The sequence below is a fragment of the Actinomadura meyerae genome (genome assembly GCF_900188445.1).
GTDB classification, from domain to species: Bacteria; Actinomycetota; Actinomycetes; order Streptosporangiales; family Streptosporangiaceae; genus Spirillospora; species Spirillospora meyerae.
This window is the reverse complement of the sequence record NZ_FZOR01000001.1, coordinates 324497-349785: the sequence shown is the minus strand read 5'-3', so window position 1 is coordinate 349785 and position 25289 is coordinate 324497. Positions and strand designations below refer to the sequence as shown.

Genomic DNA, 25289 nt, shown 5'->3' with positions numbered 1-25289 from the left:
CGGAACCGGCACGGCGGGGATGATGTCCGGCATGACGATGGGCGATGGTGACGCCGGGGGCCGGTTGTTCCCGGAGGACCTGGACGGCGTCGACCCGGTCGCCGCGGTACGGCTCGCGGACGCGTGCCGCGCCCTGACCGCCTATCCGGAGCTCGTGGCCGTGGGCACGCTGTTCACGGCCGCCGAGCGCGTCCCGGACGGCTGGCAGGTCGTGTGCCCGTGCGATCCGCTGCCGCAGGGCGCCCGCGAGCTGCTCGCCGGCCGGCTGGAGGACATGGCGGCGCTCGCGGGCGGCGCGCCGGAGGACGAGCTGCTCGCCGCCGCGCGCACCGTGCAGCGCGAGGCGGCCGACGAGGTCGCCGCGGGCGGGCGGCGGTTCCGGATCGTGCGGATCGAGCAGCTCGTCCGCACCGGCCCCGACGGCCCGGAGCCGCCCCGCCCCACGGACCCGGACCCGCGCCCCGCCGCGGACCGGGCCGAGGCCGTCCGCCCGTACGAGCTGCTGCCCGACGACGGCCCGGCGGCCGCGTCCGAACCGGCGGCGGCCGAGCTGCTGTGCCAGGTGCTGGACGCGGCCGCCGCGGCGGGTCACGACCCGCCCGGCGCGTTCCTCACCCCGGTCGCGCTCGCGCCCGCGTTCACCGTCGCCGAGCGAAGCGAGCGGCGCTGGCGGCCGGTCGGCCGGCTGCACGACGCCCCGCGGCGGGCCCGCGAAGCGCTGATCACCTACTTCCGGCACGTGGTCCCGGCGGTGGAGAGCCCGGCGGACGCGGACGTCGCCCGCTTCGCCGAGGCGGCGGAGCTGATGGAGGCCGAGCCCCGCCGCAACGGCATCGCGGTGGCGGGCCGCCGCTTCCGCATCGTCCGCGTGGAGCGGATCGCGCTGATGGGCCCCGACGGCCCCGAACCCCCGCGCCCCACGGACTTCGACGCCCGCTGATCCACGATCGGAAGACGCTCGCCGACCCGCGATCAGAACCGGACCGCGGCGGAAAGCCGGCGCTCAGCCGGCCGGTTCCGGCCCGGGGTCAGGTGGCGGGGTCGCCGTAGGCGGGGCGGTGCTCCTGGACGGAGTCGGCCAGGTGGTCGGCGAGCTCGTCGACGTCGAGGCGCTTCTCGATGCGGCGGAGGTCGTCGATCTTGGCCTTGGTCTCGGCCCGGCGGGGCGCGAGCATGGTGCAGCAGTCCTCGTCGGGCAGCTCGGAGATCGACAGGGTGCGGATGCGGCGCGCCTGGTCCATGATCTCGGTCTTGTCCATGCCGACGAGGGGCCGCAGGATCGGCAGCTCGACGGCGTCGTCCAGCGCGGTGATGTTGGTGAGCGTCTGGCTGGACACCTGGCCGAGGGCGTCGCCGGTGATCAGCGCGCCGCCGCGCAGCCGGCGGGCGAGGAGCTCGCCGGTGCGCAGCATCAGCCGGCGCTGCGCGATCACGGCGAGCCGGTCCGCGCCGGACGACTTGATCTGCTGCTGCGCCTTGCCGAACGGGACGACGAACAGCCGGGAGCCGCCCTGGAACTTGTCCAGCTCGCGGACCAGCGCGTACGCCTTGTAGATCGACTCGGGGCCGGTGAACGGCATGCCGGAGAAGTGCAGGTAGTCGACGCGCAGGCCGCGGCGCATCATCCGGTAGGCGGCGACGGGCGAGTCGATGCCGCCGGACATCAGCACGAGGGCGCGGCCGCTCATCCCGACGGGGAGGCCGCCCTGGCCGGGCAGGCCGCCGGAGTAGACGAACACCTCGTCGCGGTCGACCTCGATGGACAGGGTGTGCTCGGGGTCCTTGAGCCGGACGGGCTGCCCGTAGCGCTCGGCGACGAGCCCGCCGATGTGCCGGTCGAGCTCGGTGGAGGTCATCGGGAAGCGCTTGTCGCGGCGCCGGGACCGGACGGCGAAGGTGCCGGTGCGGCCGTCCATGAGCTCGAGGGCGGCGCGCTCGACGCTGGCGAGGTCCTTGCCGACGCGCCAGGCGCGGTGCGCCCACACGATGCCCATGACGTCGGTCACGCGCTGCGCGATCCGGTCCATGGTGGCCAGGTCGGCGTCGTGCTTGCGGATGATGAACACGCCGTGGCGGCGGACGACGTCGACGCGGGCGATGGGGCGGACGGCGAGCCGGACGTTGTCGGCGAGGCGCCGCTCGAACTGCTCGCGGTTCTTGCCCTTGAGGACGACCTCGCCCAGTTTGAGCAGGACGCACGGCTCGCCGTCGGCCGGCGACTGCTCAAGGACGTCCGCCGGCGCGGTGTCGAGCGTGGTCATGCGTGATCCTCCTGGCGGGAACAGGTCGAGGGGCCGGGGTTCCAGTGTGGCCCACAGTGGGCAACACCGCGACCTGGAAAACGTGTTCCCGCCAGGAGGCCCCGATCAGCCGAAGAAGACCTCGGCCTCGGCGTAGCGCTCCAGCGGGACGGTCTTCAGCTCCTTGGTCGCCTCGTCCAGCCCGACCCGGACGATGCTCGTGCCCTGGAGGGCGACCATCTTGCCGAAGTCGCCGTCCTTGACGGCGTCGATGGCCTGGAGGCCGAAGCGGGTGGCGAGGACGCGGTCGAACGCGGTGGGGGTGCCGCCGCGCTGGATGTGCCCGAGCACGGTGGCGCGGGCCTCCTTGCCGGTGCGCTTCTCGATCTCGTCGGCGAGGGCCTGGCCGATGCCGCCGAGCCGCACGTGCCCGAACGCGTCGCGCTCCCCGGTCTGCAGCTGCATCTGCCCGTCGACCGGGTGCGCGCCCTCGGACACGACGATGATCGGCGCGTACCGGGTCTTGAACCGGCTCTCCACGTACTGGCAGACCTTCTCGATGTCGAAGGGCCGCTCGGGGATGAGGATGACGTTGGCGCCGGCGGCCATGCCGACGTGCAGCGCGATCCAGCCCGCGTGCCGGCCCATGACCTCGCAGATCAGCGCGCGGTGGTGGCTCTCGGCGGTGGTGTGCAGCCGGTCGACGGCCTCCATGCCGATGTTGACCGCGGTGTCGAACCCGAACGTGTAGTCGGTCGCGTTGAGGTCGTTGTCGATCGTCTTCGGGACGCCGACGACGTTGACGCCGTTGGCGTACAGCTCGCGCGCGACGCCGAGGGTGTCCTCGCCGCCGATGGCGATGAGCGCGTCCACGCCGAGGCCGGCGAGGTTGTCCTTGATCCGCTCGATGCCGCCCTCGACCTTGATCGGGTTGGTCCGGGACGAGCCGAGGATGGTGCCGCCGCGCGGCAGGATCCCGCGCACGGCCTGGACGTCCAGGGCCACGGTGTCGCCTTCGAGGGGCCCGCGCCAGCCGGCCCGGAAGCCCACGAACTCGTAGCCGAAGACCTGCACGCCCTTGCGGACGACCGCGCGGATCACCGCGTTCAGTCCGGGGCAGTCCCCGCCACCGGTCAGCACTCCGACGCGCATGCCGTCTCCTTCTCCCGCCACCGGGCTCCTCCCTCGATCTCCACAGGCCCGAACTCGCGGCCACCGGGACCGGCGCGCCGCCATTGGTCTAGACCATAGCCGCTGCCACGGGCCACGGCACACCGTTCCCCCGCAACGCGCGGCAGGACGCGGCGGGCTCGCCGCCATACGACCACCGGACTCCGGCGAGCGCCAGTTCCCGCGCCGCTAGTCCTCCTGGTCGAGGCCCTTCTCGATGGCGTAGCGGACGAGTTCGATCCGGTTGTGGAGCTGGAGCTTGCCGAGGGTGTTCTGCACGTGGTTCTGCACCGTGCGGTGGGACAGCACGAGGCGCTGCGCGATCTGCCGGTACGTGAGGCCCTTCGCGACGAGGCGCAGCACCTCGGTCTCGCGGTCGGTGAGGCGCGGGGCGTCGTCGTCGGCGCGCGCGGGCGCGGCGGCGAGGCGGCGGTACTCGCCGAGGACGAGCCCGGCGAGGCCGGGGGTGAACACGGCGTCGCCCTCCCCGGTCCGGCGGACGGCGTCGAGGAACTCCTCGCGGGCGGCGGACTTCAGCAGGTAGCCGGTCGCGCCCGCCTTCACCGCCTCCAGGACGTCCTGCTGCTCCCCGCTCGCCGACAGCACCAGCACCCGGACGGGCGGGTCGGCGGCGGCGAGGCGGCGGGTGACCTCGACGCCGCTCAGGTCGGGCAGCTGGAGGTCGACGACCGCGACCTCGGGCCGCGCGGCGGCGGCGACGCGGACGGCGGCCCGGCCCTCCCCCGCGGTGGCGACCACGTCGTGCCCGGCCTCGGCGAGGTCGCGGGCGACGGCCTCGCGCCACATCGGATGGTCGTCCACGACCATGACTCGCAGGCTCACGCCCACACCCTAAGCCGGACGGGCCGGGCGCCGGGGCACCGCGATCTCGATCTCGGTGCCCTCGCCGGGCGCGCTGGTGATCGCGACCGTGCCGCCGAGGTCGGCGACGCGGCCCCGGATCGACTGGGCGACGCCGAGCCGCCCGTCCGCCTCCGCCTCCTCCAGCCGGCCCGGCGGCATGCCGGGGCCGTCGTCGCGGACGCTCACCGCGACCTCGTCCGGGCCGTCCTCCAGCAGCACCCACGCGCGCGCACCGTCGCCGCAGTGCCGCCGGACGTTGTCCAGCGCCGCCGCCACGGCCGCCGCGACCTCGCGGGCGGCGTGCGCGGGCAGCGGCACCTCGGTCGCGGGCGTGGAGACCGTGACGGACGTGGACGCGAGCGCGGTCAGCAGCGGGCGCAGGTCGGCGTCGGCGGCGTGCGGCGCGGGGGCCGCGGGGGCGCCGCCGATGAGGGCGCGCAGCGCGGCCTCCTGCTCCCCCGCCAGCCGGCCCAGCTCGGCCGCCTCGCCGCCGAGCTCGCCGCCGCGCCGCTGCACCATCGCGAGGACCTGCAGGACGGAGTCGTGGATGCCGCGGGCGAGCCGCTCGCGCTCCCGGTTCGCCGACTCCAGCTCGACCGCCCGCGCCAGCCGCGCCTCGGCCTCCCGGGCCAGCCGGACGACGTGCCCGACGACGAGGCCGGCGAGCAGCAGCAGGACGATCCCGTTGAAGGTCGTGCCGCCGATGCCGCCGCTCGTCCCGGCGATCACGTGGACCAGCAGGTTCGCGGCGGCCAGCACGACCGCGGCGGCGAGGCCGACCCTTCGCCCGCCGGCCACCGCCCAGGCCAGCACCGCCGCCGCCACCCACGACACCGGCAGGGTGGGGCGGCCGGCGGCGATGTTCGCGGCGGTCTCCACCCACGCCGTCGCGAGGATGCTCGCCGCGGCGACGGCGAGGTCGGCGGCCAGCAGCGGCCATCCGCGGCGGCGCGGGTCGCCGTACGCGGCGACCGCGTAGGCCGTCCACGCGGCCATGACGGCAAGGACGGCCCAGCCGGCGGCCGGGTGCGCGTAGCCGTCGAAGTTGTTGGCGATCACGATCGCGGCGTAGACCAGCGCCAGGCCCCGGTAGACGGCGACGGCCCGCCACAGCGCGGTCTCCAGGCCCATCACGGGCCGCTACCCGCGATCGCTGAGCCCGCCGTCGTCCTCCTCCGCGGGCCGCGGCTTCCTCCCGGCGAGCTCGGCCTTGACGTCGGCGGCGTACCGGTCGACGTACTCCTGCCCGGACAGCTCCCGGATCGCCTGCATGATCTCGTCGGTGATCTGCCGCAGCACCGCGTGGTCGTCCTCGCGCCCGTAGTAGCGGGAGAAGTCCATCGGCTCGCCGAACCGGACGCCGGGCCGCACGCCGAGCCGCGGCAGCGGCTTGCCGGGCGGCATCAGCTCGAAGGTGTTGATCATCGCCATCGGGATCACCGGGACGCGGGACTTCAGCGCCAGCCGCGCCACCCCGGTCTTGCCGCGGTACAGCCGGTTGTCGGGGGCCCGGGTGCCCTCGGGGTAGATGCCGAGCAGCTTGCCCTCGCTGAGGATCCGCAGGCCCGTCTGGAGCGCCGCCTCGGCGGCGTCCCCGCCGGTGCGGTCGACCGGCACGACGCCCACCCCGGTGAAGAAGCCCTTACTGATCAGCCCCTTGATCCCCTTGCCGGTGAAGTACTCGCCCTTGCCGATGAAGAAGATCGGGCGCATCAGCGGCAGCGGGCCGAAGAAGTGGTCGGCGAACGACAGGTGGTTGCTCACCATCAGCGCGGGCCCGCGCTTCGGGACGTTGCGCATGCCCTTGTTCCGCGGCCACCACCCGAGGTAAAGGATCGGCGACAGGACGATCCTGAGCAGGATCCAGAACCACAGCATGCGGGCACCTTCCTCGGACCCGTGCCCTCGGGGGGGAGCACGGCCTCCATCTGACCTGGCGGAGACGATGGGACATCTTCCCACTCTCCGTCGCACCGATCTACCGGCCGGTACCCCTCAGCGGGACGCGGTCGCGCGGCGGCGGGACCGCGCGGGAACGTAGGCTCTGAACGGTGAATCTCAATCGGGCGCGCCCGGGGGCTTGTCCCGCGCGGCGCAGCGAATACCGTGGGACACACGTTTCGGGGTGTCCGGGAGTGCCGCGGCGGGCCGCGGGCACGTCCGGGCGCCGCAATGTCGATGGGGGAGCGGAGGCCGCCATGCCGGTGCCGACGGTCACGCCGGAGTCGTCGAAGGAGCCGGCCCCGTGAATCGCCGTGGCAACGGCCTGTCGGCCGACACCTACGCCCCGCTGGTCGACCTCGCCCCGCATCTGGCCGACGCGATGCTGGCCGCGCTCGGCGAGGCCGGGGTGGCCGCCTACGCGACCTCGCCGGGCGGGCCGCCCGAGCTCGCCGGCCCCGCCGAGCCGGTCGCGGGCGACGTCCTCGACCGGCTGTACGTGGACGTCGACATGAAGCCCACCGCCGAGGGCATCCTGCGCGTCCACCTGGCCCGGCTGCGCGAGGCGTCCGCCCGCGGCTCCGACGCCGACCGCGCGGAGGCGGCGGAGCCCGCCGACCGCGCCGACCAGGCGGGCGAGCGCGCCGACAAGGCCGACCGCGCCGAGAAGACGGAGCGCGCGGAGAAGGCCGAGCGCGCCGAGACCGGTCTCGCCGACCCCGCCGGGGCCGCCGGCACGGACGCGGGCGGCACCGCCGAGCGCGACGAGGACGCCATCTGGGCCGAGATCGTCGCCGGCTTCGACACCGCCCCGGAGGGCGACGACGTCCCCTGGCCGGACCAGGAGGACATCCGCGATCCCGCCGGCGACCCGCCGGCGCCCCCGGAGGAGGGCGACGACCGCACCGGGCGGCTGCCCCGCGCCCGCGTGATCAAGTCGCCGGAGCCGCCGGAGTTCCCCGCGGACGACGACGAGGAGGGGCACTACGTCCCGCCGCCCCCTCCCCCGCTGCCGGCCGCCGACCCGCTCACCAAGGGCGCCTGGATCGCGCTGATCGGCGGGCCGCTGTACCTGCTCGTCACCGTCATCCTCGACTGGGAGGTGCCCGGCTGGGCCGCCTTCCTCGCCGTCGCCGCGTTCATCGGCGGCTTCGTCACGCTCGTCCTGCGGATGGGCGACGAACCCCGCGACCCCGACGACGGCGCCATCGTCTGACGGGCCGCCGTCGGGCGGGCGCTCGTCCGGGGATCCCCGCTAGCCGAGGCGGAGGTCGGCCAGGACCGGCCGGTGGTCGGTGGCGGCCGGGTAGTCGCGGGCGAGGGCCTCGTCCTCGGGGACGCCGCACGCCGCCACCCCGATCGCGGGGTCGGCGAAGACCCCGTCGATGCGGCGGGACGGGTTCCGGGACGGGAAGGTGAGCTCCCCGCCGGCGCGGGCCACCGCACCGGCGTCCCGGAACCGGCCGGCGAGCAGGTCCCAGGCGGCGCCGCCCGGTTCCTCGTTGACGTCGCCCGCCAGCACCACGGGCGCGCCGTGGCGGGCGCGCGCCCGGTCGAGGTGGGCGAGGATCTCGTGGACGTGGCGCTCGCGCGGGCCGGGCTCCAGGTCGAGATGGGTGCTCGCCGCGATCAGCCGGGCGCCGCCCGCCTCCAGCACGGCGATCGCCAGCGCGCGCCGGTGCAGGCCCTTGTCCGGGGTGAGCAGGTGGAACTCGCGCGCGACGCGGCGGACGTGCGGGGCGGTGAGGACGGCGAGCCCGCAGGCCCGCCGTCCCGCCGCGATCCGCAGCCCGCAGGCCCGCGCCAGCCGGCGCCGCCGCAGCCGCCACGCCCGGAAGCGCGGGACCTCCTGCAGGCACAGCACGTCCGGCCCGGCGCCGCGCACGACGCGGGCCACGGCCGCCGCGTCGTCGCGCAGCGACCGGATGTTGTAGCTCACCAGCCGGACGGCGACCGGGCCCCCGCTCCCGGCCGCGCCTTCACCGCCGGGCACGGTCTAGACGGCCGCGTCCCGGGCGGGCCGGACGCGGGCGAGGTCGGCGGCGCCGACGATGCCCGCCGCGGAGCCCAGCTCGGCGATCCGGATGTCCGGCAGCGGACGGTGGCCGCGTCCGGTCAGCGCGTCGCCGAACGCGTCGCGGATCGGGTCGAGGAGGAGGTCGCCCGCGTCGGACAGGCCGCCGCCGATGATGAACGCGCCCGGGTCCAGGATGGCGCTGAGGTCGGCGAGGCCCTGGCCGGCCCAGTGCGCGATGGTGCGGAAGCACTCCAGGGCGGCCTTGTCGCCCTCGCGGGCCGCCTGCGACACCTCGGGGCCGCTGATGCCCTCCGGGCGCCCGCCGCCGAGCTCCAGCAGCCGCCCCGCCATCGCGGGCGCCACCCGGGCGAGGTCGCGGGCCTCGTGCACGAGGGCGTTGCCGCTGGCGTACTGCTCCCAGCAGCCGCGGTTGCCGCAGCCGCAGCGGCGCCCGTCCGGGACGACCCGGAAGTGCCCCATCTCGGCGCCGATGCCGAACCGGCCCCGGTACAGCTCGCCGTTGATGATGATGCCGCCGCCGATGCCGGTGCCGAGCGCCACCAGGACGAGGATGTCCTCGCCGCGCCCGGCGCCGAAGCGGGCCTCGCCCCACGCGGTCGCGTTGCCGTCGTTCTCCACGACGACGGGCAGGCCGACCAGCGTCTCGACCTTCTCCTTGATCGGCTCGTCCCGCCAGGCGAGGTTCGGCGCGAACAGCACGGTGGAGCGTGCCTCGTCGACGAAGCCCGCGGTGCCGAGGCCGACGGCCGACACCTCGTCGTACTTGCCCTTCAGCAGGTCGACGACCTCGGCGATGGTCTCGGCGGTCTCCTTCGGGTTCGTCGAGGGAGTCGGCCGGCGGACCTTCTCCAGGATCGTCCCCCGGTCGTCGACGACCCCCGCGGCCACCTTGGTGCCGCCCACATCCACGCCGATGGTCAGGGCCATGTAACGCTTCCTCCTCCTCGCGCGCCCCGGATGGAGCCACTGCCGCACTACCCGATGCCGGCGGGCCGGGCACGGCTCCACCCGGCCGGGCCCTCCCGACCGGTCGGACGTACCCGCCCGCGGGCGGATCGACGCCTGCGGGGACCCGGGCCCGGCGCTTTGGCACGGTCCCATCCCCCGGCGCCGCCTCCATCATCCCCCGCCGCGGGCGCGCACGGAATCGGCGAACCCGGCGGGCGCCGCGCGGCACGCGCCGGCGCGGCGGGCGCGGCGCCCGGCCGGGCGCCCGGGTCAGCGCTCGACGTGGCGCTTGAGGCCCTTGAGGGCGGAGTCGATGATCCGCTTCTCGCCCTTGCGCTTCACCATGCCGATCATCGGGATGCGGACGTCCACGGCGAGCTCGTAGGTCACCTCGGTGGCGCCGTCCTCCTCGGCGAGGGCGTAGGTGCCGTGCAGGCCGGTGACGACCGTGCCCGGCTCGACCAGCTCCCAGCTGACCCGGTCGTCGCCCTCCCAGGTGTAGGCGAGCCCGACGGTGTCGCTGAAGGGGCCGCCGTCGAAGGTCAGCCGCCCGCGCAGCGCGCGGCCGTTCTCGCCGGTCTCCTGCACGGTGAACTCCCGGATCCCGCTCGCCCACCGCGGGTACGCCTCCAGGTCGGCGATCACCCCCATGATCTCGGCCTTGCCGGCCTTGATCGTGATGGCGGAACGCGTGCGGTCGGCCATGTCCGTCTCCCTCCTGGCGTCGCGGGCCCGCGCCCGGACCCGCCGTCGTGACGACGGTATCCGTCACACGGTCAGGACGTACGGAACGCCGCGTGCGCGGAAGTGCCCGACGTTCAGGCATTCGGTGCGGCCGACGCGGATCCGGCTCGCGAGCGGCTGGTGGACGTGCCCGAAGAGCGCGTACCGCGGCTGCGTGCGGCGGATCAGGTCCAGGATCGCCTCGCTGCCCCGCTCTAACCGGCGCGCCACCGTGTCGTAGAGCAGTTCGGGGACGGCGGGCGGGATGTGCGAGCACAGCACGTCGACCTCGCCGACCGCCGCGACCTTGGCGGCGAACGTCTCGTCGTCGAGCTCGTAGGGAGTGCGGTACTCGGTGCGGAGGCCGCCGCCGACGAACCCGAACCGCAGCCCGCCGATCTCGGTGGTCTCCCCGTCGAGGACGTGGTGCCCGTCGCGCAGGTGCGCGGCCCACATGCGGGGGACGTCGACGTTGCCGTAGGTCAGGTACGCGGGGGCGGGCATCGCGGCGAACAGCTCGGCGTACTGCCGGTCGACGGCGCGCTCGATGTGCGGCCACGCGTCGCCCTCCAGCGACGCCCACAGCCCCCGGGAGAAGGCGCGGGCCTCGTCGAAGCGCTTCTCGGTGCGCAGCGCGATGAAGCGGTCGGCGTTCTCCTGGCCGAACAGGTCGGCGAAGATCCCCTGCGCGTGGTCCTGGTAGTCGATGAACAGGATCAGGTCGCCCAGGCAGACGAGGGCGTCGGCGCCGTCCGCCGCGCCCGCCAGGGCGTCCGCGCGGCCGTGGACGTCGCTCACCACGTGGATCCTCATGAACCGACTGTAATAGGACGGACCGTCCAGCAGAACGAGCGGGGTCGGGCCGGTCAGCGGGTCGCGGCGGACACCAGCGACCGCCACTCCCGCACGAGCGCCGGGTCGACGGGCAGGTCCCAGGCGCCGTCCGGGCGGACGGCGGTACCGACGTGGAACGCGGTGATCCCGGCGGCGGCGAGCACCGCGACGTGCTTGCGGCGCAGCCCGCCCCCGGCCATGATCATTCCGGCTGCGTCCGGGGCCTCGGCGGCGCGCCGGACCAGCACGTCCACCCCGGCGTCCACGCCGCGCGCCGCGCCCGCGGTGAGGACGGTGTCGAGGCCGCCGCCGAGGTGGCGGACGGCCCGCCACGCCTGGACGGGGTCGGCGGCGTGGTCGAGCGCGCGGTGGAACGTCCAGGGCAGCGGGGCGGCGACGGCCGCGAGCTTGCCGGTGGCGGCGGCGTCGACGTGGCCGGCGGAGTCGAGGAAGCCGAGCACGAAGCCGTCCGCGCCCGCGGCGGCCAGGTCGGCGGCGGCGCGCCGGAGCCGGTCCAGCTCGGCGCCGGTCGTGCGGAAGCCCGCGTTGGCCCGCAGCATCACCCGCATCGGCAGCGCGGTGGCGTCCCGCATCGCGGCGACGAGGTCCGGGTCGGGGGTCAGCCCGTCGGCGGCCATGTCGGCGACGACCTCGATCCGGTCGGCGCCGCCCTCCTCCGCCGCGCGCGCGTCGTCCACGGTGAGCGCGATCACTTCCAGCAGCGACATGGCCCTCCCCCGGAACCGCCTGCGTAGTGCGACCGGGGACCAGCGTAGGCGACGCCGCCCCGGGCGCCACGGGCGACGGCGCGTTCTTTGCCGTGCCGTTGAACCGGCGAAATTGCTACTCATGGGTATCATTCGGGTGCGAGAAGCCTCCGGAGACTTCCCGCCGACTGGCAGACCGACGACAGGAGTGGGCAGTGCGCGACTTCAGCGTCCCCGCGATGGTGGAGGTTCCCGACTCCGCCAATCTGACCGACGCGCCCTTCACCCGTGCCGCCGAGCAGCCCGGCACGATCGTGGCGCGGCGCAGGAGCGGCACGGATGCGGGGGACGCCTGGAGCGCCGTGACGGCGGCCGAGTTCGCGGCCGAGGCCGCGGCGGCCGCCAAGGGCCTGGTCGCCGCGGGCGTCGAGCCCGGCGACCGGGTGTGCCTGCTGTCGCGGACCCGCTACGAGTGGACCGTCCTCGACTACGCCGTCTGGGCGGCGGGCGCCGTGTCCGTCCCCATCTACGAGACCTCCTCCGCCGAGCAGATCGAGTGGATCGTCGGCGACTCCGGTGCGAAGGCCGTGTTCGCCGAGACGCCCGAGCACGCCGCGCGCGTCGCCGAGGTCCGCGACCGGCTGCCCGGCCTCGCGCACGTGTGGACGATCGACGAGGGCGGCGTCGAGGAGGTCGTCCGGCTCGGCGCCGGCGTGGGCGACGACGTGGTCGAGGAGCGCCGCCGGTCGCGCACCGCCGGCGACGTCGCCACGCTCGTGTACACCTCCGGCACCACCGGGCGCCCCAAGGGCTGCGAGCTCACCCACGGCAACCTCGTCTCGACCGCGCGGAACGCGGTGCAGGGCGCCATCGCCGAGGTGGCCGTCGAGGGCAGCTCCACGCTGCTGTTCCTGCCGCTCGCGCACGTGTTCGCGCGGCTGATCCAGGTCGCGACGATCGAGGGCGGCATCGTCCTCGGGCACAGCGACATCCCGAACCTGCTGCCCGACCTCGCCTCGTTCCGGCCGACGTTCCTGCTCGCCGTCCCGCGCGTGTTCGAGAAGGTCTACAACGGCGCCGAGCAGAAGGCCGCCGCGGAGGGCAAGGGCAAGATCTTCAAGGCCGCGGCCGAGACCGCGATCGCCTACAGCCGGGCGCTGGACGCGGGCGGCCCCGGCCTCGTCCTCAAGGCCCGGCACAAGCTGTTCGACGTGCTGGTGTACGGCAAGCTGCGCGCCGCCGTCGGCGGCCGGGTGCAGTACGCGGTGTCGGGCGGCGCGGCGCTGGGCGAGCGCCTCGGGCACTTCTTCCGCGGCGTCGGCATCACGATCCTGGAGGGCTACGGCCTCACCGAGACGACCGCGCCCGCCAGCGTGAACCGGCCCACCGCCATCAAGATCGGCACGGTGGGCCGGCCGATCCCGGGCGTGGACCTGCGCATCGCCGAGGACGGCGAGGTCCTCGTCCGCGGCGTCAACGTCCTGCGCGGCTACTGGAACAACGAGGCCGCCACCAAGGAGGCGCTGGAGGACGGCTGGTTCCACACCGGCGACCTCGGCTCCCTCGACGAGGACGGCTTCCTGCGGATCACCGGCCGCAAGAAGGAGATCCTCGTCACCGCGGCCGGCAAGAACGTCGCGCCCGCCCCGCTGGAGGACCGGCTCCGCGCGCACCCGCTGATCAGCCAGTGCCTCGTCGTCGGCGACGGCCGCAAGTTCATCAGCGCCCTCGTCACGCTGGACGAGGAGGCGCTCGGGCCGTGGAAGGAGCGGCACGGCAAGCCCGCGTCGATGGGGATCGACGACCTGCGCCGCGACCCCGACGTCATCGCCGAGGTCGAGGCCGCGGTCGCCGAGGCCAACAAGTCGGTCAGCCACGCCGAGGCGATCAAGAAGTACGTCATCCTCGGCGTCGACTTCACCGAGGAGGCCGGGCACATGACGCCCAGCCTGAAGGTGAAGCGCAACGTGGTGATGAAGGACTTCGCCGACGAGATCGACGCGCTCTACGCCTCGTGATCCCGACGCCTCGCAGCGGGGCGGCGCCGCTCTCAGCGCAGTGAGGCGACGGCGTCCCGGACCGGGGTCCCGCCGTTCAGCAGGTCGAGCGTGCGGCGGCGGACGTCGGGCGCGTCGAGCAGCGCCGCGACGACCGCCGCGACGTCGTCGCGGGTGACCGCGCCGTGCCCGATCGGCGGCTCCTCCAGCCGGACGAGCCCGGTGCCGGGGTCGTCGGTGAGCCGGCCGGGGCGCACGATCACCCAGTCGAGGGCGTCGCGGTCGCGCAGGTCGTCCTCGGCCTCGCCCTTGGCCCGGATGTAGGCGTCCCACACCTCGCCGCGCCCCGGGGCGGCCTTCTCGCCCGCGCCCATCGCGGAGATCTGCACGAAGTCGCGCACGCCCGCGCGCTCGGCGGCGTCGGCCATCAGCACCGACGCGTCGCGGTCGACGGTGAACTTGCGGGCCGCGCCGCTGCCGGGCCCCGCCCCGGCGGCGAACACGACGGCGTCCGCGCCGGCGATGAGCCCGGCGACCTCGTCGGCGTCCGCGGCCTCCAGGTCGCACACGACCGGTTCGGCGCCGGTCTCCCGGACGTCGTCCGCGTGCGCGGGATTGCGGATGATGCTGCGTACGGTGTCCCCCCGTGCGGCCAGCAGCCGGGACAGCCGCAGCGCGATCTGCCCGTGCCCGCCCGCGATCACAATGTCCATGCCGCGATCGTAGGCCGCCCGGCCCCCGGGAGCGCGGACGGGCGCGCGGACGCGGCCGGTGAGGCCCCGCCCCCACCGGCCGCGTTCCGGACCGCTCCCCCGCGTTCCGGGCTTCCCGGGCGCGGGGCGCGGCGTCAGCGCCGGCGCTTGCCCGTGGTGCGCGCGCCCTTGTTGATGGCGTTGACCGCCTGCCGCATGAGCCCGTCGTCCATCACGTTGATGAAGTCGCCGTGGTCGGTCACCGGGTCGTGGCCCGACTCGGGGAAGCTGTCCAGGGCGAAGGCGAGGGGCTTGGCGGGCACGTTGTAGGCCAGCGTCATCCGCAGCTGCGGGATGGCCTGGAAGCCCTGCGGGCACGCGCCGGTCCGCTGGTCGGCGAAGGCGACGTGGTCGCGGTGGTTGGCGCTGTCGGTGTTCTGGCCGTCCCAGCAGCCGGGGAAGTTCAGCACGCGCAGGACCTTGCTGCCCCGCGGGCACAGCGGGTACTTGTCGGTGAACGCCCGGTTTTCGAAGCCGCTGCACGTCCAGGACGCGTGGGCGTTCTTGAGCCCGTTGGTCACGGCCTTGGCGTCACCGGTGGCGATGCGGATGAACCGCGGCGCCGCCACGACCTTGCTGCGCGGGTTGCCCATGAACTGCAGCTTCACGCTGGACGGGGTGACGATGCTGCCGACGTTGCCGTCCGCGGTGCTCTGCTCCGCCCGGTCGGAGGTGTCCTGGCCGTCGCGCAGCCGGATCACCGGCCAGAAGTAGGCCGACTTGTCGCCGTTGGTGCACGTCGTGCCGGCGGCGGCGAACGTCTCGTCGGTGGAGAACGCGTTCGTGTCGAGGTTCCCGACGTAGTCGTGGATGTGGTGCGCGCCGTTCACGACGCCGGGCGCCGCCAGGACGTTGTCGGGGTTGCTGTGCGCCTGGCCCTCGTTCACGCCGCAGTTGGACGAGAACACGCCGGTGGACGCCTGCCGCGTGCGGCGCGGCTGCCGGACGCGGGGCGCCTTGCGGATGTCGACGAACTGGTCGGCGCGCAGTTCCGGGTTGGGGGGCGGCTGCTCGCCCTGGTCCCCGCCGTCGCCCTGGTCTCCGTCCTGGCCGCCGCCGCCCATGCCGTCGGTGGGCTCGCCCATCGGCACGTCGGTGGGCGGGTCGGTGGGCTCGCCCGTGGGCTGGTCCGCAGGCGGGTCGGTGGGCTCGCCGGTAGGCGGGTCGGCCGGGTCGGCCGGGTCGCCGGTCGGATCGCCGGTCGGGTCGCCGGTCGGCTCCCCGGTGGGCTGGCCGCCGTTCTGCTGGCCGCCGGTGCCGTACGTGGGCCGGGTTCCGTGGCCGTGGAGGTTGGGGATGCCGTTGCCCTCGGCCGGTGCCCCGGGATAGGCGGCGGGATTGGCCGCCTTGGTCGTGGCCGGGCCGTAGGGCCCGGCCGCGCCCGGGGTCTCCTGGCACGCGGTCGCGATGAGGGCGAGCGCCGGGACCAGCACGGCGAACGCTTTCTTCTTTCGTCCCATGGAAAAGGTCTCCCTCTGCGGGGGTGGGAATTTCAGATCAGTGCAGGGCCCGCCGGGGCACCAGGCCGGTGCTCTCCAGCAGCGACATGTGCGTATTGACGAATTTCATCGCCCGCTCGGCGAACGCGCGGATCACCGAGTTCTCCGACTGCGCGCGCACTTTGGCGATGACCGCGAAGACCTGGCCGTGCGCGGCGCGCAGCCGCAGCACGAAGGTCTTGTCGTAGTCGCCGCCGAACTTGCCGGACATCTCCCGGAGCCAGCTCTTCTGGCTTCCGCTCGGCTCGTTCGGCACCAGCACGCCGAGCTTCTCGGCGGTGGCGCGGGTGTCGGCGTCCAACTGGACGTGCTGCTGCCAGATGATCTCGGCGACCTGCCGCACGCGGGGCGCCCGGGCGCGCTGCTGCGCCTGCTGGCCGGCGGGTATCTCCCACAGGCCGGCCTGCCGGACCTTGACCAGCAGCTGCCGGTCGAGGGTGCTCATCGGCCCCCACTTGGTCTGCACGGTGCCGCCCAGGTTGGCCGCGCCGCTGGCGGGCACGCCGACCGGGTTCAGCACGACCGCGAAGGCCGCGCCGACGGCGGCCACGGCCGCCAGCACCAGCAGCAGGCGCCCCTTGCGCAGGCGCGGGAGCCTGCGCGCCCCAGCCATTCCGTAGGATTTCCTCAAGGTTCCTGTTCCTCCTCTCGGGATCTCTCGACGGACGCGGCGCGGGTCCGCCCGTGAATACGCACCGCACCGGCGCCGGGTTCAACCGTGTCCGGCAGATGTCACTTTTTCCGCACCTCCGCAATTCATCGCCGCGAGGACGCCCCCGGGACGCCGTCGACGACGCGGAGCGCCAATGCCGGGCACATCGCGACGGCCTTCTGCACGTCCTTCTCCAGCCATTCCGGGATGTCGGTGCCGAGCACCACGGGAAAGCCGTACCGGTCGAGCTGGATCAGTTCGGGGACGAGGTAGGCGCACAGCCCGTGCCCGTCGCAGCGGCTCCAGTCGATCGCCACCCGGCCCTCGGAGCCGTCCGGCACCGGCAGCGGCAGCACGCCGTAGGTGGACAGGCCGCAGCCGCCGCCCCAGCGGTGCGCGTCGATGTCGGCGCCGAACGCCTCCAGCGCCGACAGCACGAACTTCGCCGTCCCGTCCGGGTGGGTGCAGGCGCCGCGGCCGCGGCCCACCCCGGCGGCGCGGCGCACGTCCTCCACCGTCCCGGCGCCCTCCGTCAGCGCGTTCAGCGACCGGACGACGTCCGGCAGCCCCAGCCGGCACGGGCCGCACTGCCCGGCGGACTGCGCCGCGAGGTAGGACGCGATGCGGGTGACCTCGCCGAGCGGGCAGGTGCCCTGGGTGAGCGGGAGGATGATGCCCGCGCCGACCGTCCCGCCGACGCGCCGCATCCCGGCCCGCGACAGCACGGCCCGCGCCACCCCGGCGGGGCCGAGCCACATCCCGTGGTACCCGCCGACGAGCACGCCCGGCGACGGCGGCACCTGGCAGTGGTCGAGGACGGTCTGCAACGGCGTGCCGAGCGGCACCTCCACCACCTGGGTGCCGCCGATCGTGAGGAGCGTGGTGCCCGGCTCCTCCTCCGTCCCGGCGGAGGCGTACAGGTCCGAGCCGAGCGAGACCAGCACCGCGAGCTGCGCGAACGTCTCGGTGTTGGACAGCAGCGTCGGGAAGCCGTCCACCCCCGAGTCGGACGCGCGGACCTTGACGCCCGGAGGGATCGGCGTCTCCCCGTTGATCGCGCGGATCACCGCGCCGCTCTCCCCGGAGATGAACCGCTCGGTCAGCCGCACCACGCGGGCCGGCATCCGCCGCTCGCTGATCGCGGCGCGGACCGAGCGGGCCGCCTCGTCGTCCTCGACGGCCACGACGATCCGCTGCGTGCCGAGCGCGGACGCGGCGATCTGGGCGCCGTCCAGGACCAGGTGCGGGGCCCGGCCGAGCAGCACCTTGTCCTTGGCGCTGCCGGGCTCGCCCTCGGCGCCGTTCACGACCACGACGACGTTCTCGCTGGAGCCGCGCTCGTCGGCCCGCTCGCCGGGCAGCAGCGCGGTCTGGTCGGCGGTGGGGTGCTTGATCCGCGCCGCGACCGCCATCAGCTTGCGCGCGAACGGGAACCCGGCGCCGCCGCGCCCCCGCAGGTCGACCTGCTCGGCCATGCGGATCAGCTCGTCCAGCCCGGGGGCGCGCAGCTTGCCGTGCACCGCCAGGTGCCGGTCGATGTCGAGCCGGTCGAACCGGTCGAACCCGAGCGTCAGGCGGGGGCCGCCGATGCCCGAGACGGTGACCGTCGAGGTCATCGCAGGACCTCGGTGTCACGGCCGGGCCCGGTGAGCGGCATGCCGCGCGGGTCCCGGGTGGTGCGGCGCGGGTCGTCGTAGTCGTCCCGCTCGCCGAAGTCGCGCCCGCCGAAGTCGCGCCCGCCGAGGTCGCGGGCGGCCGCCGCGGCGCGCCCCTCCTCGCGCTCGAGGCCCGCCATCGCGCGCCGGTCGCGGGCGCGCCCGGCGCCGTCCGGCACCCCGAACGGGTCGATCTCGGCGCCCGCGCGCGGCAGCTCCCGCGGCTTGATCACCACGATCATGCGGGTGACCAGGGCCAGCACGACCAGCACCACGCTCATGACGTAGCTGAGCACCACCCAGTTCGCCGCGGACCGGCCGGTGATGAGGCCGTGCACGATCGCCATTGGCCAGGCGATGTAGGCGAGCACGTGCGCCGACCGCCACATCCAGGTCTTGCCGCGGACCGCGAACCGGGCCCGCACCATCCCGGTGACGAGGACGAGGATCATCAGCTCGGCCGCGATCGTGCCGAGGCCGACGGCGCCGCCGTCGGGGACGACGACCTGCACCGGCAGCGCCAGCCCGTTCATCACCTTCACCGAGACGTGCGCGACGAGCATCGCGGTCGCCACCACGGCGGCGGCGCGGTGCACCGCCTGCGCGAGCACCCGGTGCCGGATCTTCAGGATCAGCCGCTCGGTGGCGAGGAGCCCGCACATCACGGCGGTGGTGTAGGAGACGAGCGCGAACACCCCGGCGTAGAAGTTGAGGAAGTACTGCACGTTCGCGACCGCGACCGCTCCCGGCGGGGTCGCCGCGCCGACGAGCACCAGCACCGCGCCGGCGAGCACGACGCGCAGCACCCAGGTGGGCACCGCGGGATCATCACTGCTGCGAGTTCGCACCGTTCGGACTCCTGTTCTCGGTTGCGGCCGCCGCCGGGGCGGCGGCCGTTCCTGCGCCGTCCTCCGGCGAGGGGCTGGGGGACGGTGACGGCGGCGCGGGCTCCTCCTCCGCCGCCGGGACGGGGCCGAGGTTGGCCATCAGGCCCCCGGGGAGCACCTGCAGGGCGCCGCGCTCGGCGAACCCGAGCAGCGGCTTGGCCCGCTCGCGGAACGTCCAGCCGCCGACCTGCGCGCCGTCCAGCGGCACGGTCCCGGTGCCGCCGCGCAGCCCGAACCCGACCTCGGCGCGCGGCGCCGCCGCGCCGCCGCAGGGCCGCTCGGTGCCGGTGCTCCCGAGCACGGCGCCCTGCGCGACGACGGCGCCGTCGCGCAGCCGGGTCACGTTCCGCAGCCGGTAGTAGGTCGTCGCGACGCCGCTCGGGTGGACCAGCATCACCATCGCGTTGCCGGACGCGTTGCCGCAGAACCGGTAGAGCCGGCCCTTGGCGGCGGCGACGACGCGGCCGTCGCCGCCGGAGAACGCGAGCGAGGCCAGCGGGCGGGCGGAGCCGTCCGAGGTCGTCATCGACCAGACCTGGCCGATCTTCCACGGCAGCATCAGCCGGTCGCCGGCCCGGGTGCCGTTGACGAGCGCGGCGGCCCCGCCGGCGGTGACCGTCCCGTACTCGCGCAGCATCTCGCCTTCGGCCGCCGGCATCACGGCCCCCGGCATGCCGGCGGTCAGCGTGGCGAACGCGGCGGTGCCGGACAGCCCGACCTGCCACCGCCGCCCGGTCCAGTGCGCCGCGTAGAACGCGACCTCCGGGTTCGCGGCGCTGGACTCGGGGACGGGGATCGCGGTCGTGCCGAACACCCAGGTCCGGTCGGCGCTCGTCCGGGTGGCGCCGACGATCGGCGGCTGCGTCGGAGCCGCGCCGTAGGCCTGCCGGGCGGCGGCGCCGCGCTCGCTCAGGGTCAGCTCGCGGACCTGCGCGGCGAGCACCCGCAGGCTCGGGCCGTCCGCCGCCGGGCCGGTCCCGCCGTCCTCGGCGGGCTGCCCGGCCGGCCGCCGGGGCTGCCCGGGCGCGTCCGCGCCCTGCTTCGGCGGCTGGATCGCGCGCTGCGAGCCGACCGGCCCGGAAGCGCCGCCGAGCGGCCCGCCGTCCAGGAGGGCCCGCTCGGCGATGCCGAGCAGGGACAGCCCGACGGCGGTGGACAGCACGATCGCGCCGATGCCGAGCCGGTCGCTCTGCCGCCGGCCGCGGCGCGGCCGCGCCTTCGGCCCGGACCGCGGCGGCCGCCGCTCGGGCCGTCCCCGCTCCGGGCGCCGCCGCTCGGCGGGCCGCCGCTCCGGGCGCCGGGGCCGCGCGGCCCCCTCGGACCGCGCGTCGAACCGGGCCGTCCGCGCGTCGCGCGCGGGGCGCGCCGTGCGCGCGTCACGTGCGTCGAACCCGGTCGTCCGCGCGTCGCGGGCGTCCCGCGCGTCGAACTGCGCCGTGCGGGCGTCGCGCTCGGCGGGCCGCGGCGCGGGCTGGGGAGCCGGCGGGGCGGGTGGTGCGGCGGGCGGAGCGGTGCGCGCGCCCGGGCGCACCGTCGGGATGTCCTTCCGGGTCGCGCGGGACTCGGACGGGCGGGCGGTGCGCCGGTTGCGGGCCTCGAAGGGATCGGGCCGGCCGGAGCCCTTGTTGCGCACCGCGAACGGGTCGGTGCGCCCGTCGCGCCGCTTCGCGGGCGCCTCGCGCCGCCGCGCGGACGGCTCGCGCCGTTCGGCGGGCGCCTCGCGCCGCTTGGCGGGCGGCTCCGGCCGCTCCTCCGTCTCGCGCCGCGCGCGGGCCCTGGCCTCGCGCCGCTTCGCCTCACGCCGGCCGGATTCGCGGCGGGCCGCCTTGCGCCCGCGCTCGAACCAGTCCGGCTGCTCCGACCACCAGGACCCCTCGGGCCACTGCGGCTCACCGGACCAGCGCGCCTGACCGGACGCCGGTCTCGCTGAGGGGCGCGCGGGCGCTTCCGCCCACGATGAAACATGCGTGTCGCCCCGGGACGCATGCCCGTTATCGCGTCGCGCCATGCCCTCTCCTGTGGAGGAGACGGAGGGCTCGGCGAACGCCGGTGGCTCCGCACCGCCGGGCCTGGGGCCCGGCGGCGGTTCCGCTGAGACATCACGGGTCCGCGGTGCGGGAGCCCGCTCGCTCCCACCGCGTTCCCCGGACGGATTCTCGGCGAACCCGCCCGATCACTCCGGGAGCATACGCCCTAGGAGCCGTCTTGACGGCGATTGGTCCAAGAAACCGTCCCCGGCCCATCCGGCGGCCGCTCCACTCTCCGGACGAGTACGTAGAAAGGGCGCAAAGGGTTCAATTCTTCTGACGGCTACCGCAGGAACGTCGCGGCGAGGGGCGCCGCGACCTTCGGCCCCGACCCGCCGCCCTGGACGAACACCGCGAACGCGACGCCGTCCCGGTATCCGATGAACCAGGCGTGCGTCCCGCCGGCGAACTCCGCGGTGCCCGTCTTGCCGGCGGTCCCGCCGGGCAGGCCGGCCCCGGCCGCGGTGCCCTCGGTGACGACGGCCCGCATCATCGTGCGCAGCGCCGCCGCCCCCGGCACCGGGCGCGACTCCGGGATCTTCCCACCGCCCTCCCGGATCAGCTTCGCCGCCAGCAGCCGGGGCGGGCGCCAGGTGCCGTCCGCCGCGGCGGCCGCGACCGTCGCCATCAGCAGCGGGCTCGCCTCGACGCGGCCCTGCCCGATCGCGGCCTCGGCCAGCTCGGCGCCGCTGCGCGGGTCCGGGAAGCTCCCGTCGGCCGCCTCGACGCCGGTGGCGAGGACGGCGCCGAAGCCGAAGCGGCGCGCGCTCGCCGCCAGCTTCTCCGCGCCGAGCCGCTCCACCGCCAGCCGCGCGAACGTCGTGTTGCAGGACGCGGCGAACGCGCCGCGCAGCGTCGTCCGGCCGAGCGCGTGGTCCTCGTCGTTGCGGATCGTGCGCTGCGCGGTGACCACCGAGGCCGGGCAGTCGGCGCCGGTCCCGGCGCCCGCCCCGTCGGCGACCAGCCCGCCCGCCGTGACCACCTTGAACGTCGAGCCGGGCGGGTAGCGGCCGGCGAACGCGCCGAGGCCGCCGAGACCGTCCGCGACCGCGAGGACCTCCCCCGTGCCCGGCCGGACGGCGACGATCGCGGCCTGGCCGGAAGCGGACGCGACCGCCCGCTCCGCCGCCGCCTGCAGCCGCCGGTCCAGTGTCGTGCGGACCTTGCGGCCCTTCGGCACGCCGAGCAGCTTGACCCGGCGCGGCGGCGCGTCGCCGTCCCGCAGCACGATCGCGTACCCGACCCGCTCGTCGTCCGCGTCGAGGTTCGTCGTGATCGCGTCGAGGTAGGGCGCGAGCAGCCCCTCCCGGGGCAGCGCCTTGCCGGCGCGCGCGACGAGCGTCACCGCGGGGACGCGGACCTCGCCGACCGTCCACGCCCCCTTGCCCTTCAGCCCGGGATACAGCGTCGCGGGCGTCCACAGCACCCGCCACCGGCCGTCCACGCGGCCCAGCCGGAGCACGGCCTGGAACGTCCACGAACCCCGCCCGGCCAGCGCCCGGGTGACGGTGAACGCGGCCTGCGCCGCGTCCTTCCCCGACCGGACGACGGGACGGGGTTCCACGCTGATCGACGTGACCTGGAGCCCGCGCGAGAGCGCCATGTACTGCGCGGCGAAGTCGCCGGGCGGGTCGGAGACCAGCTCGCGCATGCCGTCCAGGTCCCCTTCGCTCCAGGCGTCGAAGAAGCCCGCCGCGACCTCCTCGGGCGAGTCGTCCCGCCCGCGCCGCAGCATCCAGCCCGCCGCCAGCCCCGCCACGAGCACGACCGCCAAGACCGCCGCCAGCACCACGAGACCGCGATACCGCATGACCCCTCCTCCACCCGCCCGCCCTTCGAACGTTTGATCATCCCAGTGTCCGAATGCTCCGCACATGCGAGATAGGGCCGTTTTCGTGGCCGAAACTGGAAGGCGGCTTAGCGACGACTCATCCGCCCCTTAAACACGCTTTAACGGCATTCCCGTATGCCGGAGCGGCCCCTAGCTTCGGAAACGTCAGCGACCGCGGACGGAACGGCGGCAGGAGGTGGCCCCGATGCGACGATCACCGCGACAAGGGATCGGCCCGGGGGGCCGCCCGTCCACCGCGGTCCGCGGCCGGGCACCGCCACGGGAGCGTTCCCCGCGGTGCCGGACGCCGCGGGTCGTGCCCCGCACTCCCGTCCACGCGGACCCGGTCCACCGGGCCGGCCCACAACGGCGCACCCCACCTCCAGGTCCTCCACGAGGGCGCCGGGCCGGCCGCGACCGGATCACACCCACTCCCCTCGGCAGGGGCAGGTCCGCGCGGAACGGCCTCCGGGCGCAGGGCACGACCCCGTTCGGCGGTCCGCTCCGGCGGCTCCTCGCCGGCCGGCGGAGCCGACCGGAGGACCGGGCCCCGCCTGCGGCGCGGGAGCGGGGCCCCTTCTTCCGGTCAGCTCGTCCAGGGCAGGCGCACGGCCTCCAGGGACGGGTCCGCCAGGACGGCCTCCACGAGCGCGGTCGGACCGACGATCTTCGTACCCCACAGGTCCCAGTCGCAGTAGACCACCCAGGAGCGGTCCTCGGCCCACAGGTCGGACGGGCAGCTGCTCACCCCGGGATGGTCGTACAGCGCGGCCGCGTCGCCGAGACGGCCCGCGAGGACGGTGTCCTCGTCCCAGTCGCCGGTGACCAGCGGGCAGTAGTAGGCCAGGCACCGGGTGCCCTCGCCGGACGGGCTGTGCCGCAGCAGGACGCCGATGAGCCGGTACCAGCTCTCCCGGTCCAGGCAGCCCTCCGCGGGCGGCCGGACCGCCGCCGACCAGCTGCCCGCCGGATGCCCCTGGCGCAGGCAGCGGCTGCCCGGCAGCGCCCCGTCCGGGACGACCGGCTCGCCGAAGCCGCGCGCCAGCTCCCGCCAGCGCAGCCGCCGCCACCCCGCGCCGGGGTCGCCGGTGCGGCCGAGGTCGACGCCGGTGACGATCGCCCCCTCCAGCAGGTCGCCCATGTCGGACGGCCCGGTCAGCCCCGCCGCCGCCACCGACTGGTGGACATCGTCGTGGGTCGTGGTGACCAGCCCCTCCTCCCACACGTACATCGCGTGCAGGAGCCAGGCGGCGTCGGGACGGCGCGGCGGCTCGAAGCCGGAATGGCCGTGGCCCGGATCAAGCTCGCGCAGCCACCGGGCGGCGTCCCCCGGAACGCGGGCCCATGCGTCCTCGATGTCCATAACCGCATCCTGCCATCTCAGGGCGCCAGCAGCCCGCCCAGCCGGGCGGCCTGCACCTCCCACCGCCACTCGCGCTCGACCCAGGCGCGGCCCCGCTCCCCCATCGCGCGGGCGCGGGACGGGTCGGCGAGCAGCCCGGTGAGCGCGGCGGCGATCTCCGAGGTCGAGCGCCCGCGGACGACCAGGCCGGTCTCGCCGTCCAGGACGGCGTCCGGCGCGCCGCCGGAGTCGCCGGCGACGACGGGCAGGCCGGTCGCCGACGCCTCCAGGTAGACGATGCCGAGCCCCTCCACGTCCAGGCCGCGGCGGCGGGTCCGGCACGGCATCGCGAAGACGTCGCCCGCGCCGTAGTGGGCGGGCAGCTCCTCCCAGCTCACACCGCCGGTGAAGACCACGCCGCGCTCGACGCCGAGGGACGCCGCGAGGCGCTCCAGGGCGGCCCGGTACGGGCCCCCGCCGACGAGCAGCAGCGCCGCGTCGGGCTGCTCCGCCAGGACGCGCGGCCACGCGCGGATCAGCGCGTCCTGGCCCTTGCGCGGCACCAGCCGCGACACGCAGACCACCACCGGGCGGTCCGCGAGCCCGTGCCGGGCCCGGATCTCCTCACCGCCTGCGTCCGGGTGGAAGGCCTTCTCGTCCACGCCCGGGGCGAGCCGCGCCAGCCGGGCGGCGGCGGGCGGCGCAAGCGCCCGCGCCAGCCGCGTGCGGGTGTACTCGCCGAGGTAGGTCAGCACGTCCAGCTCGTCGCCGATGCGGCGGAGCAGGCGCCGCGCGACCGGGAGCGCCGCCCAGCCCGCCTCGTGGCCGTGCGTGATGCCGACGAGGCGCGCGGCGCCGCGCCGCCGCAGCGCCGGGGCCAGCAGCCCGAGCGGCGCCGCCGCGCCGAACACCACCGAGTCGCACCCCTCCGCGCGCAGCACGTCCGCGGCCCGGCGCAGCACGCCCGGTTCCGGCAGCATCAGCGAACCGGGGTGCCGGACGACCGGGAACGGCTGCCGGGCGTCGAACGCGGCGGCGCCCTTCCACGCCGGGGCGTACACGACGACCGAGCCGGCCGGGCGGCGGGCCGCGAGGCCGTGCACGAACGCCTGGATGCCGCCGGGCCGCGGCGGGAAGTCGTTGGTGACGAACAGGGTCTTGGTCATCGTCCGGCCAGAATAC

The 25289-nt window shown here is 75.5% G+C and carries 22 protein-coding genes; 3 read left to right on the top strand and 19 right to left on the bottom strand.

What is annotated here, in order from left to right; all coding sequences use genetic code 11:
- The first annotated feature begins 31 nt into the window (after window positions 1-31).
- Entirely contained in the window at window positions 32-940 is a 909-nt protein-coding gene (locus CHF16_RS01605) for a DUF5954 family protein (RefSeq protein ID WP_143227845.1), read from the top strand.
- Between the two features lie 88 nt (window positions 941-1028).
- On the opposite strand, the gene thiI is transcribed toward CHF16_RS01605, so the two are convergent.
- The 5 genes from thiI to CHF16_RS01580 form a co-directional block, all read right to left on the bottom strand.
- Window positions 1029-2261, bottom strand: a complete 1233-nt coding sequence (gene thiI / locus CHF16_RS01600; RefSeq protein WP_089324050.1) for a tRNA uracil 4-sulfurtransferase ThiI — start codon at window positions 2259-2261, stop codon at window positions 1029-1031.
- A gap of 105 nt (window positions 2262-2366) precedes the next feature.
- Window positions 2367-3392, bottom strand: a complete 1026-nt coding sequence (locus tag CHF16_RS01595; protein ID WP_089324049.1) for a 6-phosphofructokinase — start codon at window positions 3390-3392, stop codon at window positions 2367-2369.
- Between the two features lie 207 nt (window positions 3393-3599).
- A complete protein-coding gene (locus CHF16_RS01590) occupies window positions 3600-4238 on the bottom strand; it encodes a response regulator transcription factor (RefSeq protein WP_179271355.1) in 639 nt (212 codons plus the stop codon).
- A 24-nt stretch (window positions 4239-4262) separates the two neighbouring features.
- Window positions 4263-5405 (bottom strand): MacS family sensor histidine kinase, encoded by a 1143-nt coding sequence (gene macS, locus CHF16_RS01585; protein ID WP_089324048.1) that lies wholly within the window; start codon window positions 5403-5405, stop codon window positions 4263-4265.
- 9 nt (window positions 5406-5414) lie between these two features.
- Window positions 5415-6152 carry a lysophospholipid acyltransferase family protein gene (locus CHF16_RS01580; RefSeq protein WP_179271341.1) on the bottom strand — a complete coding sequence of 246 codons (738 nt, stop codon included), beginning with the start codon at window positions 6150-6152 and terminating at the stop codon, window positions 5415-5417.
- A gap of 367 nt (window positions 6153-6519) precedes the next feature.
- Between CHF16_RS01580 and CHF16_RS01575 the strand changes: the two genes are divergently transcribed.
- Entirely contained in the window at window positions 6520-7431 is a 912-nt protein-coding gene (locus tag CHF16_RS01575; protein WP_089324047.1) for a hypothetical protein, read from the top strand.
- Between the two features lie 39 nt (window positions 7432-7470).
- Here the strand turns inward: CHF16_RS01575 and CHF16_RS01570 are convergent, their stop codons facing one another.
- From CHF16_RS01570 to CHF16_RS01550, 5 genes are all read right to left on the bottom strand, one after another.
- A complete protein-coding gene (locus CHF16_RS01570; protein WP_089324046.1) occupies window positions 7471-8208 on the bottom strand; it encodes an endonuclease/exonuclease/phosphatase family protein in 738 nt (245 codons plus the stop codon).
- Between the two features lie 3 nt (window positions 8209-8211).
- On the bottom strand, window positions 8212-9180 hold the full coding sequence (locus tag CHF16_RS01565; protein ID WP_089324045.1) for an ROK family glucokinase: 969 nt from the start codon (window positions 9178-9180) through the stop codon (window positions 8212-8214).
- Between the two features lie 291 nt (window positions 9181-9471).
- Complete coding sequence (locus CHF16_RS01560; protein ID WP_089324044.1) at window positions 9472-9906, bottom strand: SRPBCC family protein; 435 nt, start codon at window positions 9904-9906, stop codon at window positions 9472-9474.
- A gap of 63 nt (window positions 9907-9969) precedes the next feature.
- Entirely contained in the window at window positions 9970-10737 is a 768-nt protein-coding gene (locus tag CHF16_RS01555) for a metallophosphoesterase family protein (RefSeq protein WP_089324278.1), read from the bottom strand.
- Between the two features lie 53 nt (window positions 10738-10790).
- Entirely contained in the window at window positions 10791-11486 is a 696-nt protein-coding gene (locus CHF16_RS01550; RefSeq protein WP_089324043.1) for a copper homeostasis protein CutC, read from the bottom strand.
- A gap of 194 nt (window positions 11487-11680) precedes the next feature.
- Here CHF16_RS01550 and CHF16_RS01545 point away from each other — a divergent pair, with 194 nt between their 5' ends.
- Window positions 11681-13483: an AMP-dependent synthetase/ligase gene (locus tag CHF16_RS01545; RefSeq protein ID WP_089324042.1), complete on the top strand. Its 1803-nt coding sequence runs from the start codon at window positions 11681-11683 to the stop codon at window positions 13481-13483.
- Between the two features lie 32 nt (window positions 13484-13515).
- On the opposite strand, the gene CHF16_RS01540 is transcribed toward CHF16_RS01545, so the two are convergent.
- The 9 genes from CHF16_RS01540 to CHF16_RS01500 form a co-directional block, all read right to left on the bottom strand.
- Window positions 13516-14175: an NAD(P)H-binding protein gene (locus CHF16_RS01540; RefSeq protein ID WP_089324041.1), complete on the bottom strand. Its 660-nt coding sequence runs from the start codon at window positions 14173-14175 to the stop codon at window positions 13516-13518.
- 134 nt (window positions 14176-14309) lie between these two features.
- Complete coding sequence (locus CHF16_RS01535) at window positions 14310-15674, bottom strand: DUF1996 domain-containing protein (RefSeq protein WP_089324040.1); 1365 nt, start codon at window positions 15672-15674, stop codon at window positions 14310-14312.
- 37 nt (window positions 15675-15711) lie between these two features.
- The gene (locus tag CHF16_RS01530; protein ID WP_089324039.1) at window positions 15712-16326 is read right to left on the bottom strand and encodes a DUF4142 domain-containing protein; all 615 of its coding nucleotides are present in this window, start codon (window positions 16324-16326) and stop codon (window positions 15712-15714) included.
- Between the two features lie 143 nt (window positions 16327-16469).
- Window positions 16470-17981, bottom strand: a complete 1512-nt coding sequence (locus CHF16_RS01525) for an NADH-quinone oxidoreductase subunit NuoF family protein (RefSeq protein ID WP_089324038.1) — start codon at window positions 17979-17981, stop codon at window positions 16470-16472.
- Complete coding sequence (locus CHF16_RS01520; protein WP_089324037.1) at window positions 17978-18838, bottom strand: hypothetical protein; 861 nt, start codon at window positions 18836-18838, stop codon at window positions 17978-17980. Before CHF16_RS01520 ends, CHF16_RS01525 begins: the two co-directional genes overlap by 4 nt.
- Before the next feature lie 10 nt (window positions 18839-18848).
- Window positions 18849-20915, bottom strand: a complete 2067-nt coding sequence (locus CHF16_RS01515) for a peptidoglycan DD-metalloendopeptidase family protein (RefSeq protein WP_089324036.1) — start codon at window positions 20913-20915, stop codon at window positions 18849-18851.
- Between the two features lie 302 nt (window positions 20916-21217).
- A complete protein-coding gene (locus tag CHF16_RS01510; RefSeq protein ID WP_179271340.1) occupies window positions 21218-22744 on the bottom strand; it encodes a penicillin-binding transpeptidase domain-containing protein in 1527 nt (508 codons plus the stop codon).
- A gap of 607 nt (window positions 22745-23351) precedes the next feature.
- Window positions 23352-24128 (bottom strand): hypothetical protein, encoded by a 777-nt coding sequence (locus CHF16_RS01505; RefSeq protein WP_089324034.1) that lies wholly within the window; start codon window positions 24126-24128, stop codon window positions 23352-23354.
- Window positions 24129-24145: 17 nt separating this feature from the next.
- Window positions 24146-25273, bottom strand: a complete 1128-nt coding sequence (locus CHF16_RS01500) for a glycosyltransferase family 4 protein (RefSeq protein ID WP_089324033.1) — start codon at window positions 25271-25273, stop codon at window positions 24146-24148.
- Between the last annotated feature and the right edge of the window lie 16 nt (window positions 25274-25289).